The 26,347-nt window shown below is 68.7% G+C and carries 25 protein-coding genes; 10 read left to right on the forward strand and 15 right to left on the reverse strand.

Features of this window, described 5'->3' with window-relative positions:
• From ABZS29_RS02750 to ilvA, 4 genes are read right to left on the reverse strand one after another with little or no spacing between them, the layout of a single operon-like run.
• Positions 1 to 807, reverse strand: coding sequence for a carbohydrate ABC transporter permease (locus ABZS29_RS02750; RefSeq protein ID WP_355457904.1), 807 nt, complete (start codon positions 805 to 807; stop codon positions 1 to 3).
• Entirely contained in the window at positions 804 to 1,658 is an 855-nt protein-coding gene (locus ABZS29_RS02755) for a sugar ABC transporter permease (protein WP_355457906.1), read from the reverse strand. Before ABZS29_RS02755 ends, ABZS29_RS02750 begins: the two co-directional genes overlap by 4 nt.
• The gene (locus ABZS29_RS02760; protein WP_355457907.1) at positions 1,655 to 2,968 is read right to left on the reverse strand and encodes an extracellular solute-binding protein; all 1,314 of its coding nucleotides are present in this window, start codon (positions 2,966 to 2,968) and stop codon (positions 1,655 to 1,657) included. The genes ABZS29_RS02755 and ABZS29_RS02760 overlap by 4 nt, the downstream gene beginning before the upstream one ends.
• Positions 2,969 to 2,979: 11 nt before the next feature.
• Positions 2,980 to 4,182, reverse strand: a complete 1,203-nt coding sequence (gene ilvA / locus ABZS29_RS02765) for a threonine ammonia-lyase (protein ID WP_355457908.1) — start codon at positions 4,180 to 4,182, stop codon at positions 2,980 to 2,982.
• Between the two features lie 61 nt (positions 4,183 to 4,243).
• On the opposite strand from ilvA, the gene ABZS29_RS02770 reads away from it, so the two are divergent.
• Positions 4,244 to 5,509, forward strand: coding sequence for an aminoglycoside phosphotransferase family protein (locus tag ABZS29_RS02770; RefSeq protein ID WP_355457909.1), 1,266 nt, complete (start codon positions 4,244 to 4,246; stop codon positions 5,507 to 5,509).
• Here the strand turns inward: ABZS29_RS02770 and ABZS29_RS02775 are convergent.
• The 4 genes from ABZS29_RS02775 to ABZS29_RS02790 all read right to left on the reverse strand — a co-directional run bounded on the left by ABZS29_RS02775 (position 5,499) and on the right by ABZS29_RS02790 (position 8,855).
• The gene (locus ABZS29_RS02775; RefSeq protein ID WP_355457911.1) at positions 5,499 to 6,251 is read right to left on the reverse strand and encodes a hypothetical protein; all 753 of its coding nucleotides are present in this window, start codon (positions 6,249 to 6,251) and stop codon (positions 5,499 to 5,501) included. The two genes, ABZS29_RS02770 and ABZS29_RS02775, sit on opposite strands and share 11 nt — an antisense overlap.
• A 74-nt stretch (positions 6,252 to 6,325) precedes the next feature.
• Positions 6,326 to 7,126, reverse strand: a complete 801-nt coding sequence (locus tag ABZS29_RS02780; protein ID WP_355457913.1) for an ABC transporter permease — start codon at positions 7,124 to 7,126, stop codon at positions 6,326 to 6,328.
• Positions 7,126 to 7,908, reverse strand: a complete 783-nt coding sequence (locus ABZS29_RS02785; RefSeq protein ID WP_355457914.1) for an ABC transporter permease — start codon at positions 7,906 to 7,908, stop codon at positions 7,126 to 7,128. Before ABZS29_RS02785 ends, ABZS29_RS02780 begins: the two co-directional genes overlap by 1 nt.
• Positions 7,908 to 8,855, reverse strand: a complete 948-nt coding sequence (locus ABZS29_RS02790) for an ATP-binding cassette domain-containing protein (RefSeq protein WP_355457915.1) — start codon at positions 8,853 to 8,855, stop codon at positions 7,908 to 7,910. Before ABZS29_RS02790 ends, ABZS29_RS02785 begins: the two co-directional genes overlap by 1 nt.
• Before the next feature lie 136 nt (positions 8,856 to 8,991).
• Between ABZS29_RS02790 and ABZS29_RS02795 the strand changes: the two genes are divergently transcribed.
• Positions 8,992 to 9,594, forward strand: coding sequence for a DUF642 domain-containing protein (locus ABZS29_RS02795; protein ID WP_355457917.1), 603 nt, complete (start codon positions 8,992 to 8,994; stop codon positions 9,592 to 9,594).
• Here ABZS29_RS02795 and ABZS29_RS02800 read toward each other — a convergent pair.
• Positions 9,591 to 10,355: a MerR family transcriptional regulator gene (locus ABZS29_RS02800; protein ID WP_355457919.1), complete on the reverse strand. Its 765-nt coding sequence runs from the start codon at positions 10,353 to 10,355 to the stop codon at positions 9,591 to 9,593. The two genes, ABZS29_RS02795 and ABZS29_RS02800, sit on opposite strands and share 4 nt — an antisense overlap.
• Before the next feature lie 56 nt (positions 10,356 to 10,411).
• Here ABZS29_RS02800 and ABZS29_RS02805 point away from each other — a divergent pair, with 56 nt between their 5' ends.
• A complete protein-coding gene (locus tag ABZS29_RS02805; protein ID WP_355457921.1) occupies positions 10,412 to 11,962 on the forward strand; it encodes an amidohydrolase family protein in 1,551 nt (516 codons plus the stop codon).
• Here ABZS29_RS02805 and ABZS29_RS02810 read toward each other — a convergent pair.
• Both ABZS29_RS02810 and ABZS29_RS02815 read right to left on the reverse strand, forming a co-directional pair.
• Positions 11,959 to 12,684 (reverse strand): SDR family oxidoreductase, encoded by a 726-nt coding sequence (locus ABZS29_RS02810; RefSeq protein WP_355457923.1) that lies wholly within the window; start codon positions 12,682 to 12,684, stop codon positions 11,959 to 11,961. The two genes, ABZS29_RS02805 and ABZS29_RS02810, sit on opposite strands and share 4 nt — an antisense overlap.
• Positions 12,681 to 13,469, reverse strand: coding sequence for a type II CAAX endopeptidase family protein (locus tag ABZS29_RS02815; RefSeq protein ID WP_355457924.1), 789 nt, complete (start codon positions 13,467 to 13,469; stop codon positions 12,681 to 12,683). Before ABZS29_RS02815 ends, ABZS29_RS02810 begins: the two co-directional genes overlap by 4 nt.
• A 184-nt stretch (positions 13,470 to 13,653) precedes the next feature.
• Between ABZS29_RS02815 and ABZS29_RS02820 the strand changes: the two genes are divergently transcribed.
• Together ABZS29_RS02820 and ABZS29_RS02825 are read left to right on the forward strand one after the other, a co-directional pair.
• Positions 13,654 to 14,241: a MarR family transcriptional regulator gene (locus tag ABZS29_RS02820; RefSeq protein ID WP_355457926.1), complete on the forward strand. Its 588-nt coding sequence runs from the start codon at positions 13,654 to 13,656 to the stop codon at positions 14,239 to 14,241.
• A complete protein-coding gene (locus ABZS29_RS02825) occupies positions 14,238 to 15,857 on the forward strand; it encodes an MDR family MFS transporter (protein ID WP_355457927.1) in 1,620 nt (539 codons plus the stop codon). The genes ABZS29_RS02820 and ABZS29_RS02825 overlap by 4 nt, the downstream gene beginning before the upstream one ends.
• 104 nt (positions 15,858 to 15,961) lie before the next feature.
• Here the strand turns inward: ABZS29_RS02825 and ABZS29_RS02830 are convergent, their stop codons facing one another.
• From ABZS29_RS02830 to ABZS29_RS02840, 3 genes are all read right to left on the reverse strand, one after another.
• Positions 15,962 to 17,215: an AI-2E family transporter gene (locus ABZS29_RS02830; protein ID WP_355457929.1), complete on the reverse strand. Its 1,254-nt coding sequence runs from the start codon at positions 17,213 to 17,215 to the stop codon at positions 15,962 to 15,964.
• Between the two features lie 31 nt (positions 17,216 to 17,246).
• Complete coding sequence (locus tag ABZS29_RS02835) at positions 17,247 to 18,611, reverse strand: glutamate mutase L (protein WP_355457931.1); 1,365 nt, start codon at positions 18,609 to 18,611, stop codon at positions 17,247 to 17,249.
• A 168-nt stretch (positions 18,612 to 18,779) separates the two neighbouring features.
• A complete protein-coding gene (locus tag ABZS29_RS02840; RefSeq protein WP_355457932.1) occupies positions 18,780 to 19,934 on the reverse strand; it encodes a cystathionine gamma-synthase in 1,155 nt (384 codons plus the stop codon).
• 215 nt (positions 19,935 to 20,149) lie between these two features.
• On the opposite strand from ABZS29_RS02840, the gene ABZS29_RS02845 reads away from it, so the two are divergent.
• From ABZS29_RS02845 to ABZS29_RS02860, 4 genes are read left to right on the forward strand one after another with little or no spacing between them, the layout of a single operon-like run.
• The gene (locus tag ABZS29_RS02845) at positions 20,150 to 20,731 is read left to right on the forward strand and encodes a hypothetical protein (protein ID WP_355457934.1); all 582 of its coding nucleotides are present in this window, start codon (positions 20,150 to 20,152) and stop codon (positions 20,729 to 20,731) included.
• An 8-nt stretch (positions 20,732 to 20,739) separates the two neighbouring features.
• On the forward strand, positions 20,740 to 22,476 hold the full coding sequence (locus ABZS29_RS02850; protein ID WP_355457936.1) for a hypothetical protein: 1,737 nt from the start codon (positions 20,740 to 20,742) through the stop codon (positions 22,474 to 22,476).
• A 33-nt stretch (positions 22,477 to 22,509) separates the two neighbouring features.
• On the forward strand, positions 22,510 to 23,091 hold the full coding sequence (locus tag ABZS29_RS02855; protein WP_355457938.1) for a hypothetical protein: 582 nt from the start codon (positions 22,510 to 22,512) through the stop codon (positions 23,089 to 23,091).
• Positions 23,092 to 23,101: 10 nt separating this feature from the next.
• Positions 23,102 to 24,094 carry a hypothetical protein gene (locus ABZS29_RS02860; RefSeq protein ID WP_355457940.1) on the forward strand — a complete coding sequence of 331 codons (993 nt, stop codon included), beginning with the start codon at positions 23,102 to 23,104 and terminating at the stop codon, positions 24,092 to 24,094.
• 62 nt (positions 24,095 to 24,156) lie between these two features.
• On the opposite strand, the gene ABZS29_RS02865 is transcribed toward ABZS29_RS02860, so the two are convergent.
• The gene (locus ABZS29_RS02865; RefSeq protein ID WP_355457942.1) at positions 24,157 to 24,825 is read right to left on the reverse strand and encodes a hypothetical protein; all 669 of its coding nucleotides are present in this window, start codon (positions 24,823 to 24,825) and stop codon (positions 24,157 to 24,159) included.
• 62 nt (positions 24,826 to 24,887) lie between these two features.
• Between ABZS29_RS02865 and ABZS29_RS02870 the strand changes: the two genes are divergently transcribed.
• Positions 24,888 to 26,330 (forward strand): PLP-dependent aminotransferase family protein, encoded by a 1,443-nt coding sequence (locus tag ABZS29_RS02870; RefSeq protein ID WP_355457944.1) that lies wholly within the window; start codon positions 24,888 to 24,890, stop codon positions 26,328 to 26,330.
• The last annotated feature ends 17 nt before the right edge of the window (positions 26,331 to 26,347 follow it).

Below are 26,347 nucleotides of genomic sequence, written 5' to 3' on the forward strand. Positions count from 1 at the left end.
CTACTCCCTGACTGCGCCCTCGAGCATGCCGGCGATGAAGTGGCGTTGGAGGAAGGCGTAGACGAGGACGACGGGCGTGCCGACGATGACGGCGCCGGCGGCCAGCAGGGTGAAGCCGGAGGTGTACTGGCCGGAGAAGAAGGCCAGGCCCAGGGGTGCGGTGCGGAGTGATTCGCTGGTGACCATGACGAGCGGGATCAGGAACTCGTTCCAGGTCCACATGAAGATCAGGACGATCAGGGTGACCAGGGCCGGGCGGGCCGGGGGGACGAGGATCAGCCAGAGGGTTCGCCAGTGGCCGGCGCCGTCGAGGCGGGCGGCTTCGACGAGCGAGCGGGACGACGAGCGGAAGTAGGCCCGCATCCAGAAGGTGCCGAAGGCAACGGATTGGGCGATCTGCGGGAGCACGACGGCCCAGAAGGTGTCGGTCAGGCCGAGGGTGCGCAGATCGAAGTACAGCGGTACGACGATCGCTTCGGTCGGCATCATGATCCCGATCAGGAACAGGTAGAACAGCGCCGAGGCGCCGCGGAACCGCATGGTGCCGAAGGCGTAGCCGGACAGGATCGAGAACAGGACGCTGACCACGACGACGGTGACCGACACCGCGACGCTCATCCGCAGGTAGGTTCCGAAGTGGCCGATCTCCCAGGCCTTGCCGAAGTTGCCGAAACCGCTGGTGCCACCACCGGCGTCATCAGGACCGAGCGCGGCCGCGACGATCGTGACGATCGGCCCGAGCGCGAACAACCCGAAGACGATCAGCAGCGTGTAGTTGCCGATCCGCTCGGCCAGCGACGCTCTCATGCCCGCTCCGCAATCCGGTTGACTCCCAGGGTGATCAGGAAGATCAGCGCCGTGAGGCACACCCCGATCGCCGCTGCCGATCCGACCTGCCCGAGCTCGAACGCCCGGTGATACACCTCGTACGACGGCACGCTCGTCGACGTACCAGGTCCGCCGCTGGTGGTCACGTAGACCAGGTCGAAGGTCCGCAGCGCCGCGATCACGGTCAACGTCACCGCGACCGCGATCTCGCCGCGCACCGCGGGCAGCACGACCGCGAAGAACTCGGCCACTGGTCCGGCGCCATCAAGCCGCGCGGCTTCGTAACGCTCTGCCGGAATCCGCGCCATCCCCGCCAGCAACAACACCGTCACCAGCCCGGTCTCGAACCACGTCCCGATCACCCCGACCGCAGGCAACGCGAACGTGTAGTCACCCAGCCATCCCCGCGACCCACCCAGTACGTCGTTCAGCGGGCCGTCCGGCGAGTAGATGTGGCGCCAGGCAACGGCCACCACGACCATCGCCACGACCTGGGGCAGGAACACGATCGTCCGGAAGAACGCCAGCCCGCGAACCCTTGCCCGCTGCAACACCGTCGCTAGCGCCAGCCCGATCACGACCGGAAGCACGGCATAGAAGACGATCAGCACCAGCGCGTGCCCGAAGGCGGCTCGCAGTCCGGCATCCCGGACCACGTCCACATAGTTGCTCAGGCCAACGAACTTGCCCAGCGTGATGCCATTCCACTCGAACAACGACAGGTGGACGGCACGGATCAACGGGTAGAGCAGGAACGCGCCGTACACGAGCAGCGCCGGAAGAATGTACAGGTATCCGATCCGGCGCGGCTCTCCCGGTGGTGAACTCACTTGCCGGCGAACTTGCTGTAGTCGGCCTCGAGCTTGTCCAGGAACTGCGCCGGGGTCGCCTTCTTCGCCAGCAGGTCCTGCAGCGCGGCACCGAGCGTGTCGTACATGGTCGGGGTCGCGTAGTCGAGGTACGGGACCAGCTTGCTCTCGCTGACCGCCGTACCGAAGCTCGTGAAGATATCGCCCGCGAGCCCGGCCGGAGCCTGCTGTGCGGCGGTGTCGGCGATCGGCAGGTTGCCGGTCGAGGTCAGCACCTTCATCGCGTCCGGGCTGGTGATGTAGTTGATGTACGCCGCGGCCGCGTCCGGGTTCTTCGACTTGTTCGTGATGCCGAACGGCAGTCCGGTGCCGCCGGTTACGGCGGGTGCGCCGGGCGGCAACATGAAGCCGACCTTGTCACCGAGCGCCTTCTGCAGATCGGCCTGCAGCCAGGTCCCGGCGATCAGGAACGTGCCCTTGCCCTTGCCGAAGTCCTGCCAGGCGGGGTCGTAGCCCTGCCCGTTGAAGCCGCTGTTGAAGTAGCCCTTGTCCACCCAGGAGACCAGCGTTTCGGCGGCCTTCTGGTTCTCCGGCGTCTTCCACGACGCACCCGGCCGGCCGAACGCCAGCTTGGTGATCTGGTCCGCCGGCACGGACTGGTCCTGCAGCGTGCCGAAGACATGGATGGCCGGCCACTTGTCCAGGTTGCCGAACTGCAGCGGCACGTCACCTGCTGCCTTCGCCTTGGCGAGTGCGGCCTCGAAGTCGGCCCAGGTCTTCGGCGGCTCGGCGACCTTCGACTTGTTGTAGTAGAGCCCGACGACCTCACCGACCTGCGGCATCCCGTACAGGTTGCCCTCGCCGAACGTCTTGCCGTCCGCGGAGTACTTCGAGTACTGCAGCACCGAGGCCGGATAGCGGTCGCCCCACTTGTACGCCTCGGCCCACTTGTCCAGCGGCACCAGTTGCCCGGCCTTCACGAACTCACCCATGTCCGACCGGCCGTTGTTCGCCTGTACGACGTCGGGCGCGTCGTTGCCCGACAGCGCCAGCCGCAGGGTCGTCTTGAGGTCGTCGAACGACCGCGAGACCCGCTTGATCTTGATGTTCGGGTACTTCGCCTCGAAGCCCTTGATCTGCTCGGCCATCTGGGCCGCCTGCCCGCCCCGGACCTCCTGGTCCCAGACCGTCAGCTCGACCTGGCCGAGGGCCGCGGCATCCGTCTTGACCGTGCTCGGCGCGCTCGCACCGCCACTCGGGCTGTCCGATCCCGGCGTACAGGCAGCTGCGGTGAGCGCCAGGGCGACAGCCGCGATGATCGTCTTCTTCACGTTCGGGCTCCTCAGTTCAGCATGTACGTGTACCCGTTGCCGGTCAGTCCGGCCAATACCCGCTCACGGTGGTCCTCACCCCGCAGCTCGAGCTGCAGCGCGACCTCGACCTCGTCCAGGCTCAGTGACTCCGAGATGCGCTCGTGCACGACCTCGATGATGTTCGCGTCCAGCTGGGCCAGCTGGGTGAGCAGCGTGGCCAGGCCGCCCGGGTTGTCCGGGATCCGCACCCGCAGCGACAGGTAGCGCCCGGCCGCGGCCATGCCGTTGCGGATCACCCGCATCAGCAGCAGCGGATCGATGTTGCCGCCGGACAGCACCACCACGACCGGCGGTTTGAACGCCTTCGGATCGTCCAGTACGGCGGCCACCGCCGCGGCCCCGGCCGGTTCGACCACGAGTTTGGCCCGCTCCAGCACCAGCAAGAGGGCCTTCGACAACGAACTCTCGGTCACGGTGCGGATGTCCCCGACGTACTGCTGGACGGCTTCGAACGGCACCTTGCCCGGCAGCCCGACCGCGATTCCGTCGGCCATCGTGCTCATCCCCGCAAGCTGGACCGGTACGCCGGCCGCCAGCGAAGCCGGATACGCCGCCGCGCCGGCCGCCTGCACACCGACGACGCCGATCGGCATGCCGTCGCGCTGCATCGCGGTCGCGATCCCGGCGACCAGACCACCGCCACCGGTCGGTACGACGACCGTCCGGACCTGCGGGCACTGCTCGACGATCTCCAGCCCGGCGGTCGCCTGACCAGCGACGATGTCCGGGTGATCGAACGGGTGGATCAGCACCGCGCCGGTCTCCGCCTCGAACTTCAGCGCCTCACGCAGACAGTCGTCGATCGATGTCCCGGCGAACCGGATCTCCGCGCCGTACGCGCGGGTCGCCTTCTCCTTGGGGATCGGCGCTCCGTGCGGCATGAACACGGTCGCCTTGATCCCGAGCAGCTGCGCCGCCAGCGCCACACCCTGCGCGTGATTCCCGGCGCTCGCCGCGACCACGCCGCGCGACCGCTCGGCCTTCGACAGCCGCGCCATCCGCACATAGGCGCCCCGGAGCTTGAAGGATCCGGTGCGCTGCAGGTTCTCGCACTTGAGGAAAACGTCCCCACCGACCAGTTCGCTGAGCCACCGCGAATACTCCAACGGCGTCGGCGCGACCACGTCGTGCAACAGGTCCGCGGCCCGCGCGATGTCCTTGGCATCGATCACGTCCTCACCCTACGCACGAAAACCGCCTGCGCCCGGGAATTGCGTCAACTACTCTGCACCGGTGAAGGTCAAGGCAGTCGTCGTGCGCCCGGCGGACAACGCGATTCTCGTTCTTCCCAGTGGACTGCCGGAGGTCGAGTTCGCCAAAGACTTCTTCTACGCCGACGTCGAGAAGCCGCTGCAAGCGTTGCAGGAGCAGCTGGGGATCGAGGCGTACGTGCTGACGCTGCTCGACGGTCCACCAGACGAAACGACGTACCTGATGCTGTCGGCCGGCGCGGTTCCTCCGGACGCGCGCTGGGTGCAGGACCATCCGGCGGCAGAGCAAGCTCGCGAGCATCTCGCTCTCCCGCCCGGCGCCCCCGTGACACCGCCGTGGACCAAGCCGGACTGGTACGCCGCAGCGTTGCCGTGGATCGAGGAGCACCTCCCCTCGCCTCGGACCGGCCGACATGTCCAGGTGCGGAGCTGGGGGCTGTCGAACGTCCTGCGCATCCAGACAGCGACCGGTGCGGTGTACTTCAAGGCAGTTGGGCATTCCAGCACGATCACGCCGATTCGGCCGGACGCATATCCCTTGCTGTTCGTCCACGAGCCGCATTTCATGGCGACGCTCTCCGCCGACCAGCCCGGCGCGGTGGCCGCGCCGCTGGCGATCGACGAGCCGCGTGGCTGGATGCTCCTCGCGGACCTCGGTACGCCGCTGGCCGAGCAGACCGAGATCGACGTCTGGCTCGATGCCGTTCGCGGGCACGCGGTCTTGCAGCGCAGCTACGTCGACCGCCCGGAGCGGTTGCTCGAAGCCGGCTGCGTCGACCGGCGGCTGGCCGTCCTGGACGCGGCTATCGACGATCTGCTGGGCCAGAACGCCGCGACCGACAAGCTCGAACCAGAGTTGCGCGCACAACTGCCGCAGCGCGCCGACGAGCTGCGGGCGGCCATCATCGAGCTGGCCGCGATCGGCGTACCGGAGACGCTGCAGCACGGGGATCTGCATCCGGGGAACGTCGCGATCCGCGACGGAGTGGCGCTGGCTTTCGACTGGACGGACGCCGCGATCGGTCACCCGTTCCTCGACCTCGTCACCTTCATCCAGGAGAAGCTGCCCATCTCGCAGGATCCGCGCCTGACGGACGCCTACCTGGCGGAATGGGCCGAGTACGCGTCGCCCGCCGGCCTGCGCCGCGCGCTCAGCCTGGCCGAAGAGCTCGGTGCTCTGCACCAGGTGATGACCTCGCTGTACCTCGCCGATCACCTTCGCCCGCATCGGGGCGGCAACATGATCAACGGCGCGGTCTGGTGGTTGAAGAAGCTCCTCAAGCAGTGAGCACGTTGAGCTGGTTGCGCATGACCCGGCGGACCGGTGCGTCCAGGTACCGGTCCCAGGTCGGGTGGCGTTCGCCGCGTAGCCAGGCGTAGTAGGCAAGCGCCTCGGCCAGCCCTGTCTCGCGCAGGTAGCCCCGGGCCAGCGGCTGCTTGCCGCGCCCGTTCGGACGCGGGCGACGCTCGTACGCCGCGTTGGCCGTGAAGATGCCGAGGCCGTGGAACACCGTCAGCAGGTCGGTCAGCGACTCATGGTCGGGCCAGTGCGCGAACGTGATCCGGCCCGTCCCCAGCAGTAGCTCGTGGCCGACCTCGTGCGCGTAGATCGCCACCAGCGCAACCGGATCGGTCGCCAGGTTCGGAGCCAACTGAATCTCGTTCCCTGCTGCGGACCGAACCCACCGGCCCGCCTGTTCCTTCACCGTCCCGCGATACGGCGACCGCCGCACCCCCTCCGAGACGAGACCGAAGGTCAACGCGCACTGCCCCGGTGCCAACCCCATTCGCTCCGCGACCCGTGCACACACGTCCTCGGCATCCGCGAGCGAACCGTCGTACGACGCTGGAATGACTTCCTCCTGCAGCACGATCGGCCGCAGCACGACCTCGCGCCCGAACTCCCCCACCAGCCAGTCCATCGACGACCGGATCCACCGCCGCCGGCCGCCCGCCAACCGCTCCCGCGGCAACTTCAACCGAGCTCGCAACTGCTGCTCGCGCCGCAACGCCCCCATCGGATTCCTCACGCGCCGCATCATTCCTGTTCGACGCCGCCGCAAACCTCTCTGGTTCCTTTCCGTAGCAACTCACTGACATCCCGTTACTTGAGCAGGAGTTTCCCGAGGCGACGTGAGGCGATGTACATGCCGGTGGCGCCCATCGCGGTGAGGTAGGCGGCGTTGATCAGCAGGGACCAACTCACGGTGCCGGTGGTGAGGGCGCGCTCGAGGTGGACGCCTTGGTAGAGCGGGGTGATCTCGACCAGCCAGCGGATCGCGCCGGGGTAGGTCTCGATCGGGTAGAAGGTGGCAGAGAACAGGAACATCGGGATCGTCGCGAGTTGGACGAACTCGAAGTCTTGCCAGCTGCGCATGAAGGTCGTCAGCGCCATCCCTGCTCCGGCGAACGCGAAGCCGATCAGGATCGAGGCCGGTAGCGCGACGACCGCCCACCACGACGTCACCAGGCCGAGCACGAGCATCACCAGCACGAACATCGCCGAGTAGCAGGCACCGCGCAGTAGCGCCCAGGTCACTTCGCCGGTGGCGATGTCCCAGGGCCGCAACGGTGTGGCGAGCATCGAGTCGTAGAGCTTGGCGTACTTCATCCGGAAGAAGATGTTGTACGTCGAATCGAAGATCGCGCCGTTCATCGCCGAACTGGCGAGCATCGCCGGCGCGACGAACGCGGCGTACCCGATCGTGGTGCCGTCGGCGAGGGTGAAGTCGCCGACCAGCTGGGCGACGCCGATGCCGATCGAGAGCAGGTAGAAGACGGGTTCGGTGAAGCCGGACAGGAAGACGACCCAGGATCGCTTGTAGAGCAGGAAGTTGCGCTCGATGATGTGCCGGCCGCCGAGCCGCATCGGGACCGGGACGACCCGGGCGGTCAAGGTCGCCATCAGCTGATCAACTTCCTCGTGAAGCCGCGCACGGCGAGCTTGGTGCCGATCGCGAACCAGGCCGCCAGGTAGGCGAGATTGAGCAGCACGAGCCAGGGGTGCAGCGTGCCGAGGCTGAGATCGCGGGACAGCTGGACGCCGTGCCACAACGGACTCAGGTAGGCCAGCCACTCGATCCAGTTCGGCAGCTGGGAGACGGGGAAGAACGCGCCGCTGAAGAGGAACGCCGGGACCACGCCGAACCGAAACACCATTGCCAGCCCCGAGTCGTTCTGCAACGTGCTCGCGAAGGCGACCACGGGTGCGGCCGCCGCCATCCCGACCAGCACCACGACCGGCAACGCGAGCACACCAAGGGCTGAGTGCAGTCCGCCGAACAACGCGATGATCGCCAGGAACACCACGCAGGTGCTCGCGACCCGGAACGCGATGAACGCAAGCTGCCCGTAGACCACGTCGGCCGGACGCAGTGGCGTCGCGATCATCGAGTGGTAGAACTTCTGCCACTTCAACCCACTCAACACCGGGTACGTCGCCTCACCGACGGCGATCTGCAGTGCGGTCGAAGCGAGCAGCCCGGGCGCGATGAACTGCAGATAGCTCACACCGCCCAAGGCATCGGTCCCGTTGCTGTCGACGAACGAGCCTAGGCCGATCCCCATCGCGGCCAAGTAGAGCATCGGCAGCAGGAAGCTGCTGATCAGCGTGCCCTTCCAGGTCCGCTTGTAGACCGTCAGCCAGTAGTCGAACTGGCGGCGACTGTTTTCCAGGGCGATCGACATCAGTCCACCAACGTCCGGCCGGTCAGTCTGAGGAAGACGTCCTCGAGCGTGGAGCGCCGAACCAGGACTGCGGCCGGGCTGAGGCCGCGCTCGTGGACGGCGGCGACCGCGCGCTCCCCGTCGTCGGTGTAGAGCAGCAGACGATCCGGCAGCACCTCGATCCGCTGCGCGAGGTCAGACACCTTGCCTGCCAGGGCATCGTGGTCGGACATCATCACCTCGGGCCCGAACCGCAGCTCGGTCACCTCGCGGGTCGAGTAGTCCCGGATCAGCTCCGCCGGTGATCCCTCGGCCGCGATCAGGCCGCCGTCCATCACGACCAGCCGGTCGCACAATTGCTCGGCCTCGTCCATGTAGTGGGTGGTAATGATGAGCGTGACACCCGCCTGCTTGAGCCGGAAAAGCTTGTCCCACAACAGATGCCTGGCCTGCGGATCGAGGCCGGTCGTCGGCTCGTCGAGCAGCAGCAGGTCGGGTTTGCTGACCAGCGAGCGGGCGATCGTCAGTCGCCGCTTCATACCGCCCGAGAGCTCATCGACTTTGACCTTCGCCTTCTCGGTCAGCGCGACGAACTCCAGCAGCTCGTCGGCCCGCTCCCGGCACTCGGCTCGGCTGAGCCCGAAGTACCGGCCGTAGATCGTCAGGTTCTCGCGAACCGAGAGCTCGGTGTCGAGCGTGTCGTCCTGCGGGCAGACGCCGAGCCGGGCCCGGATCGCCGGACCCTCCGTGGCCGGGTCCATCCCGAGGATCCGCAGTGTGCCGCCGCTGGTCGGCGAGACCGCGCCGATCATCCGCATGGTCGACGACTTGCCGGCGCCGTTCGGTCCGAGGAAGCCGAACGCCTCGCCCTTCCACACGTCCAGGTCGATCCCGCGCACCGCCTCGAAGTCGCCGTACGACTTCTTCAGGCCGCGCACATGCACCAAGGACTCCCGCTGCTCATCCACCTTTCAGACCCTAACCGCACGCCCCGACATTTCTTCGTGGCTTCGCGGCTCCCGACACCGTTGGCCGATACCCGCCCCGTGTCCCGCCCGTAGGCTGATTCGGAGGCTCCGTCCGTCTGCCTGGGGAGGCACTGCCATGCCGAAGCTCCGCCGTACGACGTTCCTGCTCGCTCTGTCCACACTGCTCGTTGGTCTGACCGCATCGCCGGCCTCGGCCGCGGCGGTCTTCGCCAACGGCTTCGAGAACCCGCGCGTGCCGGCGTACTTCAGCTCCTTCGGGGCCGGTCAGCAGTTCGACGGCTGGACGGTGACCGCCGGTGGGGTCGACCTGGTCGCGAGCTGGCAGGACGCCGAAGGCAGGCAGTCCCTCGACCTGAACGGCGCCGTGAACGGCTCGGTCGCCCGGACGCTGCCGTCGCAGCTGCTCACGACGTACAAGGTGACGTTCGCCGTGGCCGGCAACCCGGAGGGACCGCCTGCTGTGAAGAGCGGCAAGGTCGAGGTCAACGGCCAGGAGGTCGACACCTTCACCTTCAGCATCGTCGGGAAGAGCCCCACGTCGATGGGCTGGGTCTATCGCAGTTTCTACTTCACCAACCTGCTGTCGAGCTCGTCGGTCCTTCAGTTCAGCGGTACGTCGGGCGGCAACTGGGGTCCGGCGATCGATGATGTGAAGGTCGAGAGCTGCTTGCTGATTCTCTGCCCGGCCTCTGCCTCCACCGTCAACCGAATCCACTAGCGGTAGCCGAGCTTCCGGACCGCGTAGGCCTTGACGGCGGCCGACAGCCACGGGGGCAGGTCGGGGTCGACGGTAGCGATCATCGCGCGCTGGTCGGCGTTCTCCACGAGGACGTCGCCCAGGCGGTAGTAGCCGGTGGCATCGGCCTGCCAGAGGTCGTACACACCTTGGTAGTGCAGCTCCATCAGTTCGAGCGCCTCGGGCGAGTCCGGCGGTACGCCGCGTGTCCTGGCAGCGGATAGCCGCAACAGCAAGCGGCGTCCCTCGTCACCCATCCGCTCGTAGTCCTCGCGCGTCCACCCGTCCGTCGCCCGTACGGCGGCCTCGAACGACGCCCCGACCTCCGGACCGAACCGCTCGGTCAGATCGAGCTGCAACCTCGACCGCCCGGCCGACAACCCGGCGAAGAACTCGTCGTCGCCAACACTGTCGTCACCGGACAAGCTCTCCAGCGTCCGGTCCACCGAACCGATGACCGCGTCGAGCCGCCGACGTTCCTGCACGAGCTGCTCCCGGTGATCCCGGAGGGCAGTGATTTCGTCGTCCTGCTGGGCCAGAATCCGGCCGATCGCCTGCAGCGGTACGTCGAGCTCCCGCAACAGCAGGATGCGCTGCAACCGCAGCAGCTCCGCGCGACCGTAGTACCGGTAGCCGTTGGGCGCGACGTGTCCCGGCGGCAGGAGCCCGATCGCGTCGTAGTGCCGCAACGTCCGGACCGAGATTCCGGCCAGTCGCGCGACCTCGCTGACCGTGCGTTCCATGCGGCTGACTTTAATCGCTGGAGGGTGACGTTACGTCAGCCTTTAGCGTCCGGACCATGGCAATCACCTTCCTGCACACCCGCCTCGTCGACCGCGGCGAGCTGCTGGCCGCCGACTGCCTGCGGGTCGCCGACGGCCGCATCACCGCGATCGGCGACGCCGGCATCGCGCAGCCCGACGACGAGCTCGTTCACGGCGGCACGCTGCTCCCCGGTCTCATCGACGCCCATGTTCACCTGATCCCGGGCGCCTCCCAGCTGGCCGCGACGTACGGGGTCACCACGTTGATCGACCAGTTCAGCCAGCCTGAGCTGATCGCCGCCGAACGGGCCGCCGGCGCCGACTTCCGCACCTCCTCCATCGGCGCCACCGCCCCCGGCGGTCATCCGACCCTCGCCTTCGCCCCCTTCCCGTACGCCGAGGGCCCGGCCGACGCCGACCGGTTCGTCGCCGACCGCCTCGCCGAAGGCGCCGACCACCTCAAGCTGATCTACGACGACGGTTCCGGCGCCGCGATGAACATCCCCACGCTCGACGAGCCCACCGTCCGGGCCCTCGTAACCGCCGCCCACACCCACGGCCTGAAGGTCGTCGCCCACGTCTCCACCGCCGCCGGTGCTGTCATCGTCGGTGAATGCGGCGTCGACATCCTGGCCCACGCCCCCTCCGATCTCATGGCCCCCGCCCAAATACAAGTGGTCGCGTCCGCAGGTGTCGCGGTGATCGCCACCCTCGACATCGTCGACGGCTTCGGCATGAACCTGTTGGACGAAACGGAACTGATGGCGCGGATGCCGGCTCGGTGGCGGCGGGTGCTGGACAAGCAGTCGCGGCGGTGGATGCCTCCGGTCGCACCGACCAACGCGATCGCCAGTGCGAACACGCTCGCGCTCCACCAGGCCGGCGTACGGGTGCTTGCTGGGACTGACGCACCTAATCCGGGACTCGTGTTCGGGGCGTCGCTGCATCGCGAGTTGTGGCATCTCGTGCAGGCGGGGCTCACTCCGGCGGAGGCGGTCATCGCGGCAACGGCGGCTCCGGCTGAGGTATTCGAGTTGAGCGACCGTGGACGGTTGGCGGTCGGCGCGCGAGCCGATCTACTGCTCGTGGACGGCGACCCGTTGACCGATATCACCGCCACGCAGCGGATTCGCCGTACCTGGGTGGCCGGGGAGGTCGCCGTACCGATGAGCGAGAAGACCGAGCTGGCCGGGATCCACTATCTCGGCGAGACCACCGACCGAATCATCACTGCACTCAAGGAGATGTGGCCCGGATTCCCGGCACCGGAGGACGCGCATCGCGAAGACGGCGAACTGCTCGGCCGCGTCGTACCGATGACCGGCGGCTGGCTCCCGACCACCGTCTTCGGCGCAGCGCTCGGTCCCCTCAGCGATCGCGACACAGCCGTCGAACTCCTCGAGCAGCAGGGCCTGGCCAGCCTCGGCGAGACCTGGCTGGCGCGCACCGACGGCGACTGGCAGGAGGCGACCATTGTCGAAGCGCAGCCCGATGGCGTCCGGCTCCGTTGGAAGGACCCGATGCTCGACCAGCCGCCGGCCGGCCAGTGGTACCCACTGACCGACGTCGACCTCAAACTCTTCTAACCGCGACCGGCGTACGGCATCCCCGCCGCCATCACCATCAGATGCGGTACGGCGACCGACGTCGGCAGCTGCGAGATCCGCACCACGAAGTCCGCCACGATCTTCGGATCGAACGTCGGCTCGACCGCGATCGACCCGTCCGGCTGGAGCGCGCCCTGCTCCATCCGCTCGGTCATCGCGGTCGCGGCGTTCCCGATGTCGATCTGGCAGGCCGTGATCCCGTGCGGCCGACCGTCCAGTTCGAGCTGCTTGGTCAGTCCGGTGATGGCGTGTTTGCTGGCCGTGTAGGCGATGCTCTGCGGCCGCGGTACATGCGCGGAGATCGAGCCGTTGTTGATGATCCGCCCACCCTTCGGATCCTGCTTCAGCATCAACGCGAACGCCGCCTGCGCACACAGGAACGACCCGGTCAGGTTGGTGTCGATCACCCGCCGCCAGTCCTCCTCCGCAACATCCGGTACGGCGGCCGCAGGCGCCCCGGTCCCGGCGTTGTTCACGAGCACATCGATCCGGTCCAGCTCGCCGAAGAACGCCCGCACCTGTTCGCCATCGGTGACGTCGAGTTCGCCGTACCCCTTGACCTTGCCCATCGCGACGGTGTCCTGAAGGCTCGCCCTGGTCCGCCCGGTCACCAGTACGTCGTACCCGGCTTCCGCCAGCGCCAGTGCCATCTCACGCCCGAGCCCGGACCCGCCACCCGTCACCACTGCCACCTGATTCATGCAGGCAAAGTACGCCGCCAGTACCAACCGGCCGCACCCGCCACGGCGGTCACCGCGACGAACTCCAGCCAGACCGCGTTGCCCAGCGGCGGCACCAGCTCGGTCGTCAGGTTCCACGCCGCGTGCAGCAGGATCGCTGCCGGCACCCCGCCCCGAAGCTTCTCGGTGACGAACAGCATCAGGAAGGTCAGCGGGAAAATCTCGAGGAAGAACACCAGCCCCTGCTGCGTGAAGAACCCGTCATCGTGCTGGCCGGTGCCGGGCAGGAAGAACAGCGGTACGTGCCACAGCCACCACGCCGTACCGAGAATCACGGTGGTCGCGCGCAGACCGTAGTACTGGCGCAGCCGCGGCTGGACGTAGCCTCGCCAGCCGAACTCCTCAGCGATCGGCCCGGCCAGCAGCGTGTAGACGGCCGCCCCCAGGATCCCGCCGGCGCCCGCGATCACCGAGCTCGCGTGGCCGGGCAGTTCGGGCAGGTTGCCGATCAGCGCGGTCGCCACCAGCGGCGCGGCAGCACCCAGTACGACGGCGGCGATCGGCCAGCTTGCCGACCACCAGACGCCCCGGCGCCGCTCGCGATGCCACAGCCACATCACCAGCGCGGCCAGCGACGGTCCCGAAGCCGCCAAACCGAAGACGAGCCGGCCCACCGGCTCGTCCAGATCAACCTTCAGTACGCCCAGAAACAGGTACGGCACCCAGGTCAGCACCGCACAGATCACGCCGAACTCGATCAATCGGCGTCTCGTCGTCGTCTTGCTCTCCACCGCGATTGTCGTCACCCGCTCAGCGTGACGGCCACGCTGCGTAGCAACCAGGGGCCTGAACCACCGTCAATGGTGGTGCCAGGCCTACCCCGACTCCATTGAGTGACCAGTTCAGCACTCTGAGCAAATGAGTGGCGGCTCACTCGTTGGTAACGGAAACTATTTGCGTGCGTAATACAACTATGTATATGCTTGCACCATGCAAGTAAACGACGCGTACACCCCACAGACCCCCATCGAGGGCGTCATGCACGCGTTCACCCGGATCGGTCGCCGGCTGAAGGCCAAGCAGCCCGGTGACACCATCGACCACAGCGCCCACATCGCGCTGTTCGTGCTGCGCTGCAGCGGCGCCCTGCGACTGTCCGAGCTGGCCGCCCGGATGGAGCTGGACGCGTCGACCACGAGCCGCCACGTCCGCGCGCTGGAGCAGCTCGGACTGGTCCGCCGCTCCCCCGACCCTGCCGACGGCCGCGCCTTCCGCGTCGAGCTGACCGAGCAGGGCGTCGAGCAGTGGGAGGAGAACGCCCGCCGCCGGATGGAGCTGCTCAGCACCGCACTCGAGGGCTGGTCGGAAGAAGACGTCACGACCTTCGGGCAGTTGATGACCCGGTTCGCCGACGCCGTCACCGCCCGCACCGAGGACGTGCCGCAGGCCGCCTGGGCCGACAAGGGCTGGGCCGCCGTCGGCCCGCGCCTGGCCGCCCGCCGTACCGAAGACTTCGCGCCCGACGTCGACGACGCCGCCCGCGAGAACACCGAGAAGAACCTGGAGAGCACCACATGAGCACCACCGAGCCCGCCACTGCCGGCGGCGCCGCGCCCGCGTCAGGGCCGGGTGACAACGCCCCGCAGTACCTGTCCCACAAGCAGATCCTCGTCGTTCTCGGCGGCCTGATGGCCGGCATGTTCCTGGCCGCACTCGACCAGAGCATCGTCGGGACCGCGCTGCCGCAGATCGTCAGTGAGTTCAACAGCCTGGACAAGCTGTCCTGGGTGGTCACGGCGTACCTGCTGACCTCGACCGCCTCCACCCCGTTGTGGGGCAAGATCTCCGACCTCTACGGCCGCCGCCCGCTGTTCATCGCGGCGATCGTCACCTTCCTGGCCGGCTCCGTGCTGGCCGCGATGTCGCAGAACATCGAGATGCTGATCGGCTTCCGGGCCGTCCAGGGTCTGGGTGCCGGTGGTCTGATGTCGCTCGCGTTCGCCACCATCGGCGACGTGATCCCGCCGCGTGAGCGCGGCAAGTACATGGGCTACTTCGGCGCCGTCTTCGGCCTGTCCTCCGTGGCCGGCCCGCTGCTCGGCGGTCTGCTGACCGACGGTCCCGGCTGGCGCTGGATCTTCTGGATCAACCTGCCGATCGGCCTGGTCGCCCTGGGTGTCGTGGCCGCCGTCCTCCGGTTGCCGCACGTGAAGCGCTCGCACAAGATCGACTACGTCGGCGCCGCGGTCGTCACCGCCGCCGTCACCACGCTGCTGCTGGCCATCTCGTGGAGCGGCCCGACCAACGGCTGGGGTACCACCACCACGATCGCGCTGCTGGCCGCCTCCGTCGTCCTCGCCGTCGCGTTCGTCTTCGTCGAGCTGCGGGTCGCCGAGCCGATCATCCCGATGGACCTGTTCAAGGGCCGGATCTTCTCCGGGTACGCCGGTTTCGCGTTCCTGCTCGGTGTCGCGATGTTCGGTGCGCTGATCTTCCTGCCGCTCTACCTGCAGGCGGTCAAGGACATGTCCCCGACCCGCTCGGGCCTGGCACTGCTGCCGATGATCGTCGGCATCTTCACCGCCTCGATCTCCAGCGGTCAGCTGATGAGCAAGAGCGGTCGCTACAAGATCTACCCGATCCTGTCCGCGATCCTGGTCGCCGGAGCGATGCTCCTGCTGTCCACGCTGAGCATGACCACGCCGTACTGGCACCTCGCGCTGTACATGTTCGTCATGGGCGCCGGTCTCGGCCTCTCGATGCAGATCACCGTCACCGCCGCACAGAACAGCGTCCCCCGCCAGCACATGGGCACCGCGACCTCGACGATGACCTTCTTCCGCTCGATGGGTGGCGCCATCGGTACGGCGATCTTCGGCACCGTGCTGACCAGCCGCCTCAAGGACCACCTGGCCGACCTGGTCCCGAACGCGACTCCCGACATGCTCGAGAAGCTCAGCCAGGCCGCCAACAGCGTCCCGATGCTGCACGCCCTCAAGGAGCCGATGAAGGGCTGGGCCCTGCACGGCCTGGTCGACGCCATGGGCGACGTCTTCCTCGTCGCCCTCCCATTCCTGGCGATCGCCCTCGTCCTCGCGATCATCACCCCGGAACAGCGCCTGGCCGGCCGCGACGCCCCCAAGTCCGACGACGACGCCTCCCTCGAGGCCTCCGCCGCCGGCGCCATGCACTGAGCACCTAGCAGTCCGACGACCGGTCCCTCAGCTGAGGGACCGGTCGTTCTGCGTCTCCGCGAGGATGTCCCCCTGGACGAGCTGCGCCAGTAGCGGGCGCGCGATCACTCCAGGTCTTGCCGGGGGTCGGTGACCGAGGTGCCCTCGGCAACCTGGGCCGGCTGGGGTTTTCGTCTGGGGAGGGGGCGGCGGGGTGGTTCGGGGTCTACGTCGTTGCCGGCCAGGTGGTTGACGATGGTATTCAGGACCGCAGCAGTCGGTACGGCGACCAGGGCGCCGACGATCCCCGCGATGACGACGCCGGTGGCGATGGCGAGGATGACGGCGAGGGGGTGGACGCTGACTGCGCGGCCGAGCAGGAACGGCTGCAGGACGTGCGCTTCGAGCTGCTGGACGCCGATCACGACCGCCAGCATGACGATGGCGACGATCGGGCCCTTGGCGACCAGCGCGACGAGGACGGCGACGATGCCGCTCACCAACGCACCAACGACCGGGATGAAGGCGCCGACGAAGACCAGGATGCCGATCGCGCTCACCAGCGGGAGGCCGAGGATGGCTGCGCCCAGTGAGATGCCGACCGCGTCGACGGCGGCGACGATGATGGTGGCGCGGACGAAGGCGGTCAGCGAGACCCAGGCCTTGCGGCCGGAGGAGTCGGCCTTGTCGCGGGCCTGGCGCGGGAAGAGCCGGACCAGCCAGGCCCAGATCTTGTCGCCCTGGTAGAGGAAGAAGAACAGGCAGAACAGCGAGATGAACAGGCCGGCGACCACGTGGGTGGCGGTCGTGCCGACCTCGGCCGCGCGTTGGCCGAGCGCGCCGCCGGAGGTGATCGTGTCCTGGAGCTGTTTGAAGGCGTCGGTGATGTCCTTGTCGGTCAGCCCGAAGTTGAGGCGGGCCAGCTCGCGCAGCTTCTGCACACCTTCGCCGACCTGCGTCGACAGGCTCTCGAACTGCCCGGCGATCTGCGTCCCGACGAGCGTCAGCAGACCGGCGACGAGCACGATCGTCGAGATCACCGTGATCCCGGCCGCCGGGCCGCGCGGCACGCGGAGCCGCTGCAGGCCGTTGGTGACCGGCACGAGCAACGCGGTGAGCAGGATGCCGACAGTCACCGGTACGACGACCTCGGACAGGTACTGCATCGCGTACCCGAGCACGACGATCGCGGCCACGACCACCAGGAACCGCCAGGCCCAGGCACTCGCGATCTGCATCCCCGGCGTCACCCCGGTGTCGATGCGGCCCCGGCTCGAGGCCGCCAGCACGTGATCGGTCGGCACCGAGGCGGCGCTCTCGTCGACCACATCGTTGTCGGCGACCGGACTCTCGTCCTGCGCCTTGGCGTCTTCGCTCATCGAACCTCCGCAGCTTTGCTTGCTGCAGAGACTAGTGCCCGCTGGAGACAGTTCTATGAATGTGCGCGGCGAGGCCCTCGGCGGCCTGCGGATTGTGGTCGGCCAGCAGCCCCGCGCCGGCGAGAACATAGTCCTGGTCGACGCAGATCTCAGCGCCGTCCGGTACCAGCCAGCCTTCCTCGCGCGCGTTGACCGCGACCGCTCCCAGAATCCGCTCGGCCACCTCCGGCCCGTTGTGCCGCAGGACACCGCCGGACCCGACCAGCAGGTCCACCTCGCGCAGGTCCTTCCCGGACCGCTCGACCACTCGGCCACCCGGGCCGAACACGATCCGCTGCCGACCCGCGTGCCGCCGCAACGCCACGGTCGCAGCTACCGTCGCCAGGACTTCGTCGTACTGCGCCTCGGCCGGCGAGTCAGGCAGGTACGCCGGGTCGTCGTGCCGCCGGGCGGCCGCCGTACGGAGTAGGTCGTCGTCGGGGACAAGGCCGGACTCGATGCCTGCGGCAACAACCGGTACGGCGCTCCAGCGCATCCCGAGGTCGCCTTCGACCGTGCGAGTGACCGGGTGGGTGGCGACGACCTCGCGACCGAGGTTCGCGTCCTCCGGGTCGAGCTCGATGACCGAATGGACGTCAGTGGTCGCGCCGCCGATGTCCACAACCGCGACATCGCCGTGCAACCCGGCCAGCACCTCGACACCACGCAGTACGACGTCGGGCGTGGCCGCGCGCACCATCCGCGCGAAGGCGGGATCGCGGGACAGGTTCTTGCCGCCGATCACATGGGCCAGGAACATCTCGCGGATCGCGGAGCGCGCGCTGTCCGGCGCGAACACCCCGATCTCCGGTACGACGTTGTCCGCGAGCACATGCGGGACCTCGGCCAGGATGTCGGCGATCTCGGCCTGCGCATCAACGTTGCCTGCGACAACGACCGGCCGCCGCCACTTGTAGGTCGCCAGCGTCTTCGCAGCCTTCAGCAGTACGGCGGAGTTGCCGCCGTCGGTACCACCGGACAGCAGCACGACGTCCGGCCGGTCCTTGCGCAGCTCCCGCAGCGACGTCGGCGTCAGCCCACCGCTCACCACGGCGACCACGCGTCCACCACTCGACAAGGCGACCCGCTTGCCCGCCTCCGCGGTCACCAGCTCTTCGTTGCCGACCACAGCGATCCGCAGCCCACCGCCCGCGCTGGAACACGCCAGCACCTCGGCGCGCTCCACCCCGCGATCGACCTCCAGCATGGCGGTCCGGCACGCGTGCCAGCCGTCCATCACATCGGTGTCGATCGTCGTACGGTGCTCGGCCCGGGCCACCAGCTCACCCGAACCGGCATCAACCGCGATCGCCTTGGTAAACGTCGACCCGAAGTCGACCGCCACCACCAGCCCCACCGCACTCACCCCCGCCTCGTCTGCTCCCCGCCCCACTCATCACACCCACCACTGCGCGCTCCACCATCTGATGGGTTCCCCCACGAGGTTGTGGGTTCCCCCATCGCATGCGGGTGCAGAACCCACCATCTGATGGGTTAACCCATCAGATGGTGCAGTCAGGAGGCGTCAGGACATGGCGCGGTCGAGGTCCTCGAGGAGGTCCTCCACCGTCTCGATGCCGACGCTCAGCCGGATCAGGTCGGCGGGGACCTCGAGCGGCGTACCGGCGACCGAGGCGTGCGTCATCTTGCCCGGGTGCTCGATCAGCGACTCCACGCCGCCCAGCGACTCACCCAGGGTGAAGACCTCGGCCTTGTTGCAGATGTCCAGCGCCTGCGCCTCGCCACCGGTGACCCGGAACGACACGATGCCGCCGTACCGCTTCATCTGCTTGGCGGCGGTGTCGTGGCCGGGGTGACCCTCGACGCCCGGGTAGAGCACCTGGCTGACGGACTTGTGCCGCTGCAGGAACTCGACGACCTTCTCCGCGTTGTCGCTGTGCCGGTCCATCCGCACGCCGAGCGTCTTGATGCCGCGCAGCACCAGGAACGAGTCGAACGGGCCGGCGACGGCGCCGATCGCGTTCTGGTGGAAGGCGATCTTGTCGGCCAGCTCGGCGTCCCGAACGATCAGTGCGCCGCCGACCACGTCGGAGTGCCCGCCCATGTACTTCGTGGTCGAGTGCACGACCACGTCCGCGCCCAGCTCCAGCGGCTGCTGCAGGTACGGCGAGGCGAACGTGTTGTCGACCACCAGCAACGCACCGGCCGCATGCGCGATCTGCGCCACGATGGCGATGTCCGCAACGTTCAGCAGCGGGTTGGTCGGCGTCTCCAGCCAGACCACCTTGGTCTTGCCCGGGCGGATCGCGGCGCGGATCGCCTCCGGGTCGGTGACCGCGGCCGGGGTCATCTCGACGCCCCAGGCGCCCAGCACCTTGGAGAACAGCCGGAAGGTGCCGCCGTACGCGTCGTCGGGGAACACCACGTGGTCACCGGGCACGCACAGCGACCGGATCAGCGTGTCCTCGGCGGCCAGGCCGCTGGCGAACGCGAACCCGCGCGTCCCCGCCTCGACCGCGGCCAGACACTCCTCGAGCGCGGTCCGGGTCGGGTTCGCGGACCGGGAGTACTCGTACCCGTTCCGCAGACCGCCGACGCCGTCCTGCTTGTAGGTGCTGGTCGCGTAGATCGGCGGGACCACTGCGCCAGTGGTCGGGTCAGGCTCGTTCCCGGCGTGGATGGCGAGCGTCTCGAAGCCGTAGCGGTGTTCGGAATTCACCGGACCAGCGTACGGCCTGGTCTGCCGTGCTCCGAACCGCGGTTCCGGGCCTGAGACAACAGTTCCGTACGACGGGATCCAAGTTGTCCACAGATCCGTCGAACCCCCTGGCACGTGACCCACGCCGCGGCCTACCGTTGCGGGCAGTAGCCGCCGACCCGTACGCCGGTCACCGGCCGCGATCGACGCCGCACGCAGAGAGATGGGATCTGGGGATGAAGACGCAGGACAGGCCGCTCGACCAGGACGACCTGGCGCTGGCCGATCTCGCCGAGATCCCGGACTGGACCGTGCTGGCCGGTCCGGACGACGACGAGTCCGGCCCCGAGGTGGTCCGTGCGCTCGTGCATCGCGTGATGGCGCGGACCCGGTGGCAGCCCTGGCCGCTGCAGCCCGGCGAGACGATCGCTCCGGAGATGGTCTCCTGGGGCTTCGTCACCCCGCGCGGTACGACGTTGATCGTGTTCGACGGCCTGGTGTTCGCGGACTGCCCGGACAGCGGCTGGTCGGCGTACGAGATCGGTCCTGACGACATCGGCGCGGCCGAGGCCGGTCTGGACGCGCACTGGCCCGATCACCTCGCTCTCGTCACCAGACACTTCGGTCAGCCCGACTACCTCGGTGACGACAGCCGCCCCGGCTTCGACGACGAGTGGGCGCCCGGTGCGGGTGCCGACCACCGCCACCTGGCCGTCTGGATGCGCCCGGGCGCGGAGTTGCGGCTGTACAGCATCCGGCCGTCCAAGGACCCGTTGACCACCGCTGTCGGCGTCGGCTACGCCATGTACCTCGACTAGGAGAGCTGATGAGCCAGAACCCTCCAGAGTTCACCGGGTCGCAGCGGCGGCGGCTGAACCGCGAGTACAAGCGGAACGTCAAGCAGGGCACGAAGGACGTGAAGGCGGCCGCGACACTGCGGAACCGCGACCTCCGGCAGTTCGACCGGGGCGTGCTCGAAGCGGTCGGCCGGTCGAACCTGACTCCGGCCGACCTGAGCGCGATGATGCAGCGCAGCATCACGGGCACGCAGAACGCGCAGGCGCGTTCTGAGCTCGCCGCGCTCGGTCAGGCCGCGCAAGGGCGCGTCCGAGCACCCCGCGTCGAGAACCCGACGCTCGGCGGCATGGTGGCCAACGCGGTATCCCGCTGGCGCGACGCCCGCCGCGGCGCCAAGCTGATGAAGGCCGCCGGTGCCCTGACCGCCAAAGACGCCAAGACGATCGACCCGCTCATCCGCGCCCAACTCGGCCACAGCACCATGACGCGGACCGACCTGGCCCACCTCGCGCAACGGAACTTCGCCCAAGCCTTCCGCTCGCCGGGTGACTTCGAGGTCCGCCCGGGTCAGCAGGCCCCGCAACCGCAGCTTCAGAACAACATGATCCAGTCCCGGGAGAATGCCTCGCGAGGGCCGATCCAGCAGGTCGACGCGGGCCGGCTGGACATGCTGCGCGGCGAGATCCGGCAGCTGCGCGAGCAGATCGCACTGCTCGAGCAGCAGGTCGCTCAGCTGGAAGCCGAGCAGGCGGAGCTGGAGACCCCGGAGGTCGAGGCACCAGAGCTGGAAACGCCGGAGGTGGAGAGCCCCGAAGCCCAGACGCCCGAAGCGCAGTCGCCCGAGGTCCAGACGTCCGAGGTGCAGTCGCCCGAAGCTCAGCAGCCGGAGGTCCAGACGCCGGAAGCGCAGCAGCCAACTGCTCAGACCGCCGAGGGACAGTCGACGCAGAGCCAGCAGCCGGAAGCACAGTCGCCACGGGCACAGCAGCCCGAGGTCCAGACGCCCGAGGCTCAAACACCGGAAGCGCAGCAGCCAACTGCTCAGTCGGCCGAGGGACAGTCGGCGCAGACTCAGCAGCCGGAAGCACAGTCGCCACAGGTACAGCAGCCCGACGTCCAGCAGCCCGAGGTGCAGACACCGGAGGCTCAGCGGGCTGACTCGGCACAGAACGTCGGCCAGCACCAGGCAGTGCCAGCCGACCGCGCCGAAGCTCAGCAGTGGGTCGCCGCCAACACTGGCGAGAACCAGCCCGCCGCACAGCAGCCCGGCCAGCAGCCACAGGTGCAGCAACCGGCAGCCCAGGCTCAGACACCGGAGGCTCAGCGGGCTGACTCCGCGCAGAACGTCGGCCAGCACCAGGCAGTGCCGGCCGACCGCGCCGAAGCTCAGCAATGGCTCGCCGCTCAGCAAGCCCAGGCGCAGCAGGCACAGGAGCGGCCCGGCCAGCAGCAGCCGCGCGGTACGGCGCAGCCGGTGTTCCAGGCAGCGGGTGAGCAGCCGACGACGCGACCGGGTCAGCCCCAGCGACCGTCCGTCGAGCAGCCCGTGTTCCAAGCGGCGGGTGAGCAGCCGAACGAGTCGATCCGCAAGGCGGAGATCGCGCGCGCGGCCGCGGCGACGTACGACGGAACTGCCAGCCCTCGAGCCGGCACACGTGAGCAGGCCGCCAAGACGGCAGAGTCCGACCCGAACAAGCGGGCGGACCGCGGCGCCGGACACTCCGCCGCACAGAAGAACGACCCCAACGGCCGTGGCGCCCGCTGAGCGGCGTACCGAAGCACACAGGAGGACGACCGGATGAAGACAGCGGACAGGCCGCTCGACGACGACGACCTGGCCATGGCCGACCTGGCGGAGATCGCCGACTGGACCCCGGTCGGCGGTCCGGACACCGACGCCGCCGGCCCGGCGCTAGTGCGCGCGCTGGTCGACCGAGTGAGCAGAGCGACCGGCTGGCAACCAGTTCCGCTGCAACCGCGTGAGGAGATCGACGCGACGATGTCCTCGTGGGCCTTCACCACCAAGCGCGGCAGCACTCTGGTCGCGTACGACGGCCTGGTGTTCCCCGACACCCGGAACAGCGGCTGGGTCGGGTACGAGGTGCGTCCGGAGGACATGGCCGAGGCGGAAGCCGGAATCGATGCGGCGTGGCCGGATCACCTCGCGTTGGCCCGCAAGCACTGGGGCGAACCCGACCACCTCGGCGACCACACCGACCGGCGTTTCCTTCAGCAGTGGACGCCGAGCGGATTCGGCCCCAGGCGCCATGTCGCCGTCTGGCTGCGTCCCGGCGCCCAGATCCAGCTGTTCAGTGACCAGCCGACCCCCGACCCGCTGACGCGCACGGTGAACGTCGGCTACGCGGTCTTCATCGATTAGGAGCTCGACCATGACCACGCCGTACCAAGGACCGCAAGGACCCGGGCAGGGCTCGGGGATGTGGCAGCAGGGTGACATGGACGCGGCTGTTCGCTGGCTCGCCAGCCTCGATCAGGCGGATCAGGTGGCGTTGCGCCGCTCGATGCAGACGCAGCGTTCGCTGGCCCCGATCTACAACGCCGTCAACCGCTCGATCGAGTTCACCCGCCGTACCGGCCGGAGCCTCAGCGAGGGCGCGCAGGCGCTCGTCTCGCAGACCCAGCAGTACGGGCGTGACGCGGCCGCCTGGGCCGGCCGGACCGGAGCGGATCTCGCCGATCGTGCTGCGGACCTGCGCGACCGGGCAGGCGTCACGGCAGAGGTGGCCGCCACTCGGGTGAGTGACGGTCTCGACAGCGCCGGCCGCGCCATCGCCACCGGCGCAGCCGCGACCCGCGGAGCCGTTGTCACCGGCGCCACCACCACGCGAGATGCAGTGACTTCCGGCGCGGCGGCAACCCGCGATGCCGTCGTCTCGGGCGCTACCGCGACCCGCGACGCGGCCGTCTCCGCGGCTCAGGCCACCGGTCGCGCGAGCGTTCGCGCTGGTCAAGGGATCGCCGCTGCGGCGGGCCGGGTGTCCCGCTGGTTCCAGGAGAAGGTCAGCAACACGACCGGCCGAGCGGCCGCCGGCTTCCACGCGATGAAGGAGTTCAGCGCACCCGACCTGAACGCCCAGTCGGCGCCGGCCCCGGGCAGTCCGCAGCTTTCGGCAACCGCGATCACCGGTGTGGCCTCCCAGGTGCACGCGTTTGCGACTGCTCAGTCGCAGGCGGATCGGCAGGCGGCGCTGAACTCGCTGGTCGGGTCGATGGACAAGGACAACCAGGCGATGTTGATGGCCGCGCTGATCAGCTCCGGTCAGGCGCCGGCGGCGGGTGCGGTCAACGCCACTCCCACCCAGGCGCCGGACGGTCGCGGTACCCAGAATCAGCCCGGCAAGGGTCCCGAGCTGGGCAAGTAGTCACCGCATTTGGTTGAAGCAACGGGATCCCGGGCCCCCTGGTCCGGGATCCCGTTGCCGTCTCAGTCGGTCGGCTCGGTGTTGAGGCGGACCGTGAACAGGGGCAGCAGGAGGTGCAGGAGCGGACCGATCGACAGTGCATAGACAACAGTGCCGATGCCGATCACGCCGCCGAGCAGGAAGCCGACGGCGACCACGGTGATCTCGAGCGTGGTCCGCACCAGGCGGACGCTCAACCCGGTACGGCGTACCAGGCCGGTCATCAGGCCGTCCCGCGGACCGGGGCCGAACTGCGCGCCGATGTACAGCGCGCCGGCCAGTGCGTTGACGACCACTCCGGCCAGCATGAAGACGATCCGCAGCCACAGCGCGTCCGGCCGGTCGACCGTCGCCAGGGTGAGGTCGGTGGCCAGGCCGATCACGATCGCGTTGCTCACGGTGCCGAGGCCGGGCCACTGGCGGAGCGGGATCCAGGCCAGCAGTACGACGAAGCTCATCACGATGACGACGGTCCCGAAGCTCAGCGGGACGTGCTTGATGATGCCCGAGTGCAGCACATCCCACGGGTCCAGGCCGAGGTTGCCCTGGATCATCAGGCCCATCGAGGCGCCGTACAGGATCAGACCGACGTACAGCTGCACGAGGCGGCGCGGCAGGTGGCCTGCTTTGAGCTGCTGGATCGGGTTGAGCGCGGCGAGTTGGCGGGGTGGGGCTGCGGAAGTGGCGGTCACATTCTCAGTGTGCGCAGCGACTGGCCTGGTGATCGATAGCCAATTGCGCAATAGTGGACTGCATGACTGGTCAGCAGCTTCCTGCGAGCACCCTCAGTGGCCTGCTCGAGTCCTGGTCCGCGGACGCGGGACCGGCGTACCGGGTGTTGGCGGAGCGGCTCCGGCTGCTGATCGCGGACGGGCGAATCATGCCTGGAGCACGGCTGCCGAGCGAGCGCGAACTGACCGAAGCACTCGGAGTCAGCCGTACGACGGTGGCATCGGCGTACCGGGAGTTGCGCGACAACGGCTACCTCGTGAGCCGCCGCGGATCCGGGAGTGTGACCGCGCTGCCGACGAAGGTCGGGCCGGAGCTCGGGCGGCACCACGCGCCGGGGATCGACACGGACGGGTTGTACGACTTCACGTGCGCGGCGCCGGGCGCCGTACCGGGCATCAGTACGGCGGTTGCCGCGGCGGCGGTGGATTTGCCGAGGCACCTCGCGACGCCGGGGTACCACCCGCAGGGACTGCCGGAGTTGCGGGCCGAGATCGCAGCGACGTACAACGACCGCGGGCTGCCGACGTCGCCGGATCAGATCATCGTCACCGCCGGGGCGCTGGCCGCGACCTCGATCGCGGTCCGGGCCTTCCTGCAGATCGGCGATCGCGTCCTGACCGAGAGTCCGACGCACCCGAACTCGGTGGACGCGATCCGGCGCAGCGGCTGCCGGGTCGTCGCTGCACCGATGAGTCCGGGCGGCTGGGATCTACCGTTGCTTGAGGCAACCATCCGGCAGACAGCGCCGCGTGCCGCCTGGATGGTGGTCGATTTCCACAATCCAACCGGTTGGTTACTTCCGGCGGCGGACCGGCAACGGCTCGCGATCGCGTTCGCCCGCAGCCGGACGACCGCGATCATCGACGAAACGCTGGCCGACCTGTGGCTGGACGGGCAGGAGATGCCGCCGCCGTTCGCGTCGTACCACCCGGAGGGCGTGATCACGGTCGGTTCGGTCAGCAAGTCGTACTGGGGCGGTCTGCGGATCGGGTGGATGCGCGTCCCGTCGTCGCTGGTCGCCCGCGTCCTCGACGCCCGCGCGTCACTCGACCTGGGCGCCCCTGTCCTCGACCAGCTGGTTGTCGCTCAACTGCTGCGCGACCGCGCCACCCTGCTTCCGGAGCGCCGGGCCGAGCTCGCCCGACGACGAGACGCGCTGGCGGAGGCCGTGTCCGCAGAGCTCCCCGACTGGCGCTTCGAGCTCCCCGGCGGCGGGCTCTCGCTGTGGTGCGAGCTCCCCGAGCCCGTCGGCTCCACGCTGGTCGGAGTGGCCCAGCGGAACGGCGTACTGCTCGTGGCCGGTTCCCGATTCTCCCCCGACGGCGGTCTCGAGTCCTTCATCCGCCTCCCCTACACACTCGAGCCGGATGCGCTGCGTGACGGCGTACGCCAACTGGCCGCGTCGTACCGGTCTCTCACCGGCGCCCGGGGCAACTCCAGCTTCACTCCCGCGATGATCGCCTGACGTCACCGTCCCGTAAG

The organism is Kribbella sp. NPDC005582, assembly GCF_040605415.1.
Taxonomy (GTDB): domain Bacteria; phylum Actinomycetota; class Actinomycetes; order Propionibacteriales; family Kribbellaceae; genus Kribbella.

Excerpts from the sequence above, each read along its gene's own strand:
- ABZS29_RS02750 (WP_355457904.1), bottom strand. The coding sequence starts at position 807 with ATGAGAGCGTCGCTGGCCGAGCGGATCGGCAACTACACGCTGCTGATC.
- ABZS29_RS02780 (WP_355457913.1), bottom strand. The coding sequence starts at position 7,126 with ATGGCGACCTTGACCGCCCGGGTCGTCCCGGTCCCGATGCGGCTCGGC.
- ABZS29_RS02785 (WP_355457914.1), bottom strand. The coding sequence starts at position 7,908 with ATGTCGATCGCCCTGGAAAACAGTCGCCGCCAGTTCGACTACTGGCTG.
- ABZS29_RS02795 (WP_355457917.1), top strand. The coding sequence starts at position 8,992 with ATGCCGAAGCTCCGCCGTACGACGTTCCTGCTCGCTCTGTCCACACTG.
- ABZS29_RS02800 (WP_355457919.1), bottom strand. The coding sequence starts at position 10,355 with ATGGAACGCACGGTCAGCGAGGTCGCGCGACTGGCCGGAATCTCGGTC.
- ABZS29_RS02805 (WP_355457921.1), top strand. The coding sequence starts at position 10,412 with ATGGCAATCACCTTCCTGCACACCCGCCTCGTCGACCGCGGCGAGCTG.
- ABZS29_RS02810 (WP_355457923.1), bottom strand. The coding sequence starts at position 12,684 with ATGAATCAGGTGGCAGTGGTGACGGGTGGCGGGTCCGGGCTCGGGCGT.
- ABZS29_RS02820 (WP_355457926.1), top strand. The coding sequence starts at position 13,654 with ATGCAAGTAAACGACGCGTACACCCCACAGACCCCCATCGAGGGCGTC.
- ABZS29_RS02825 (WP_355457927.1), top strand. The coding sequence starts at position 14,238 with ATGAGCACCACCGAGCCCGCCACTGCCGGCGGCGCCGCGCCCGCGTCA.
- ABZS29_RS02830 (WP_355457929.1), bottom strand. The coding sequence starts at position 17,215 with ATGAGCGAAGACGCCAAGGCGCAGGACGAGAGTCCGGTCGCCGACAAC.
- ABZS29_RS02845 (WP_355457934.1), top strand. The coding sequence starts at position 20,150 with ATGAAGACGCAGGACAGGCCGCTCGACCAGGACGACCTGGCGCTGGCC.
- ABZS29_RS02850 (WP_355457936.1), top strand. The coding sequence starts at position 20,740 with ATGAGCCAGAACCCTCCAGAGTTCACCGGGTCGCAGCGGCGGCGGCTG.
- ABZS29_RS02855 (WP_355457938.1), top strand. The coding sequence starts at position 22,510 with ATGAAGACAGCGGACAGGCCGCTCGACGACGACGACCTGGCCATGGCC.
- ABZS29_RS02860 (WP_355457940.1), top strand. The coding sequence starts at position 23,102 with ATGACCACGCCGTACCAAGGACCGCAAGGACCCGGGCAGGGCTCGGGG.
- ABZS29_RS02870 (WP_355457944.1), top strand. The coding sequence starts at position 24,888 with ATGACTGGTCAGCAGCTTCCTGCGAGCACCCTCAGTGGCCTGCTCGAG.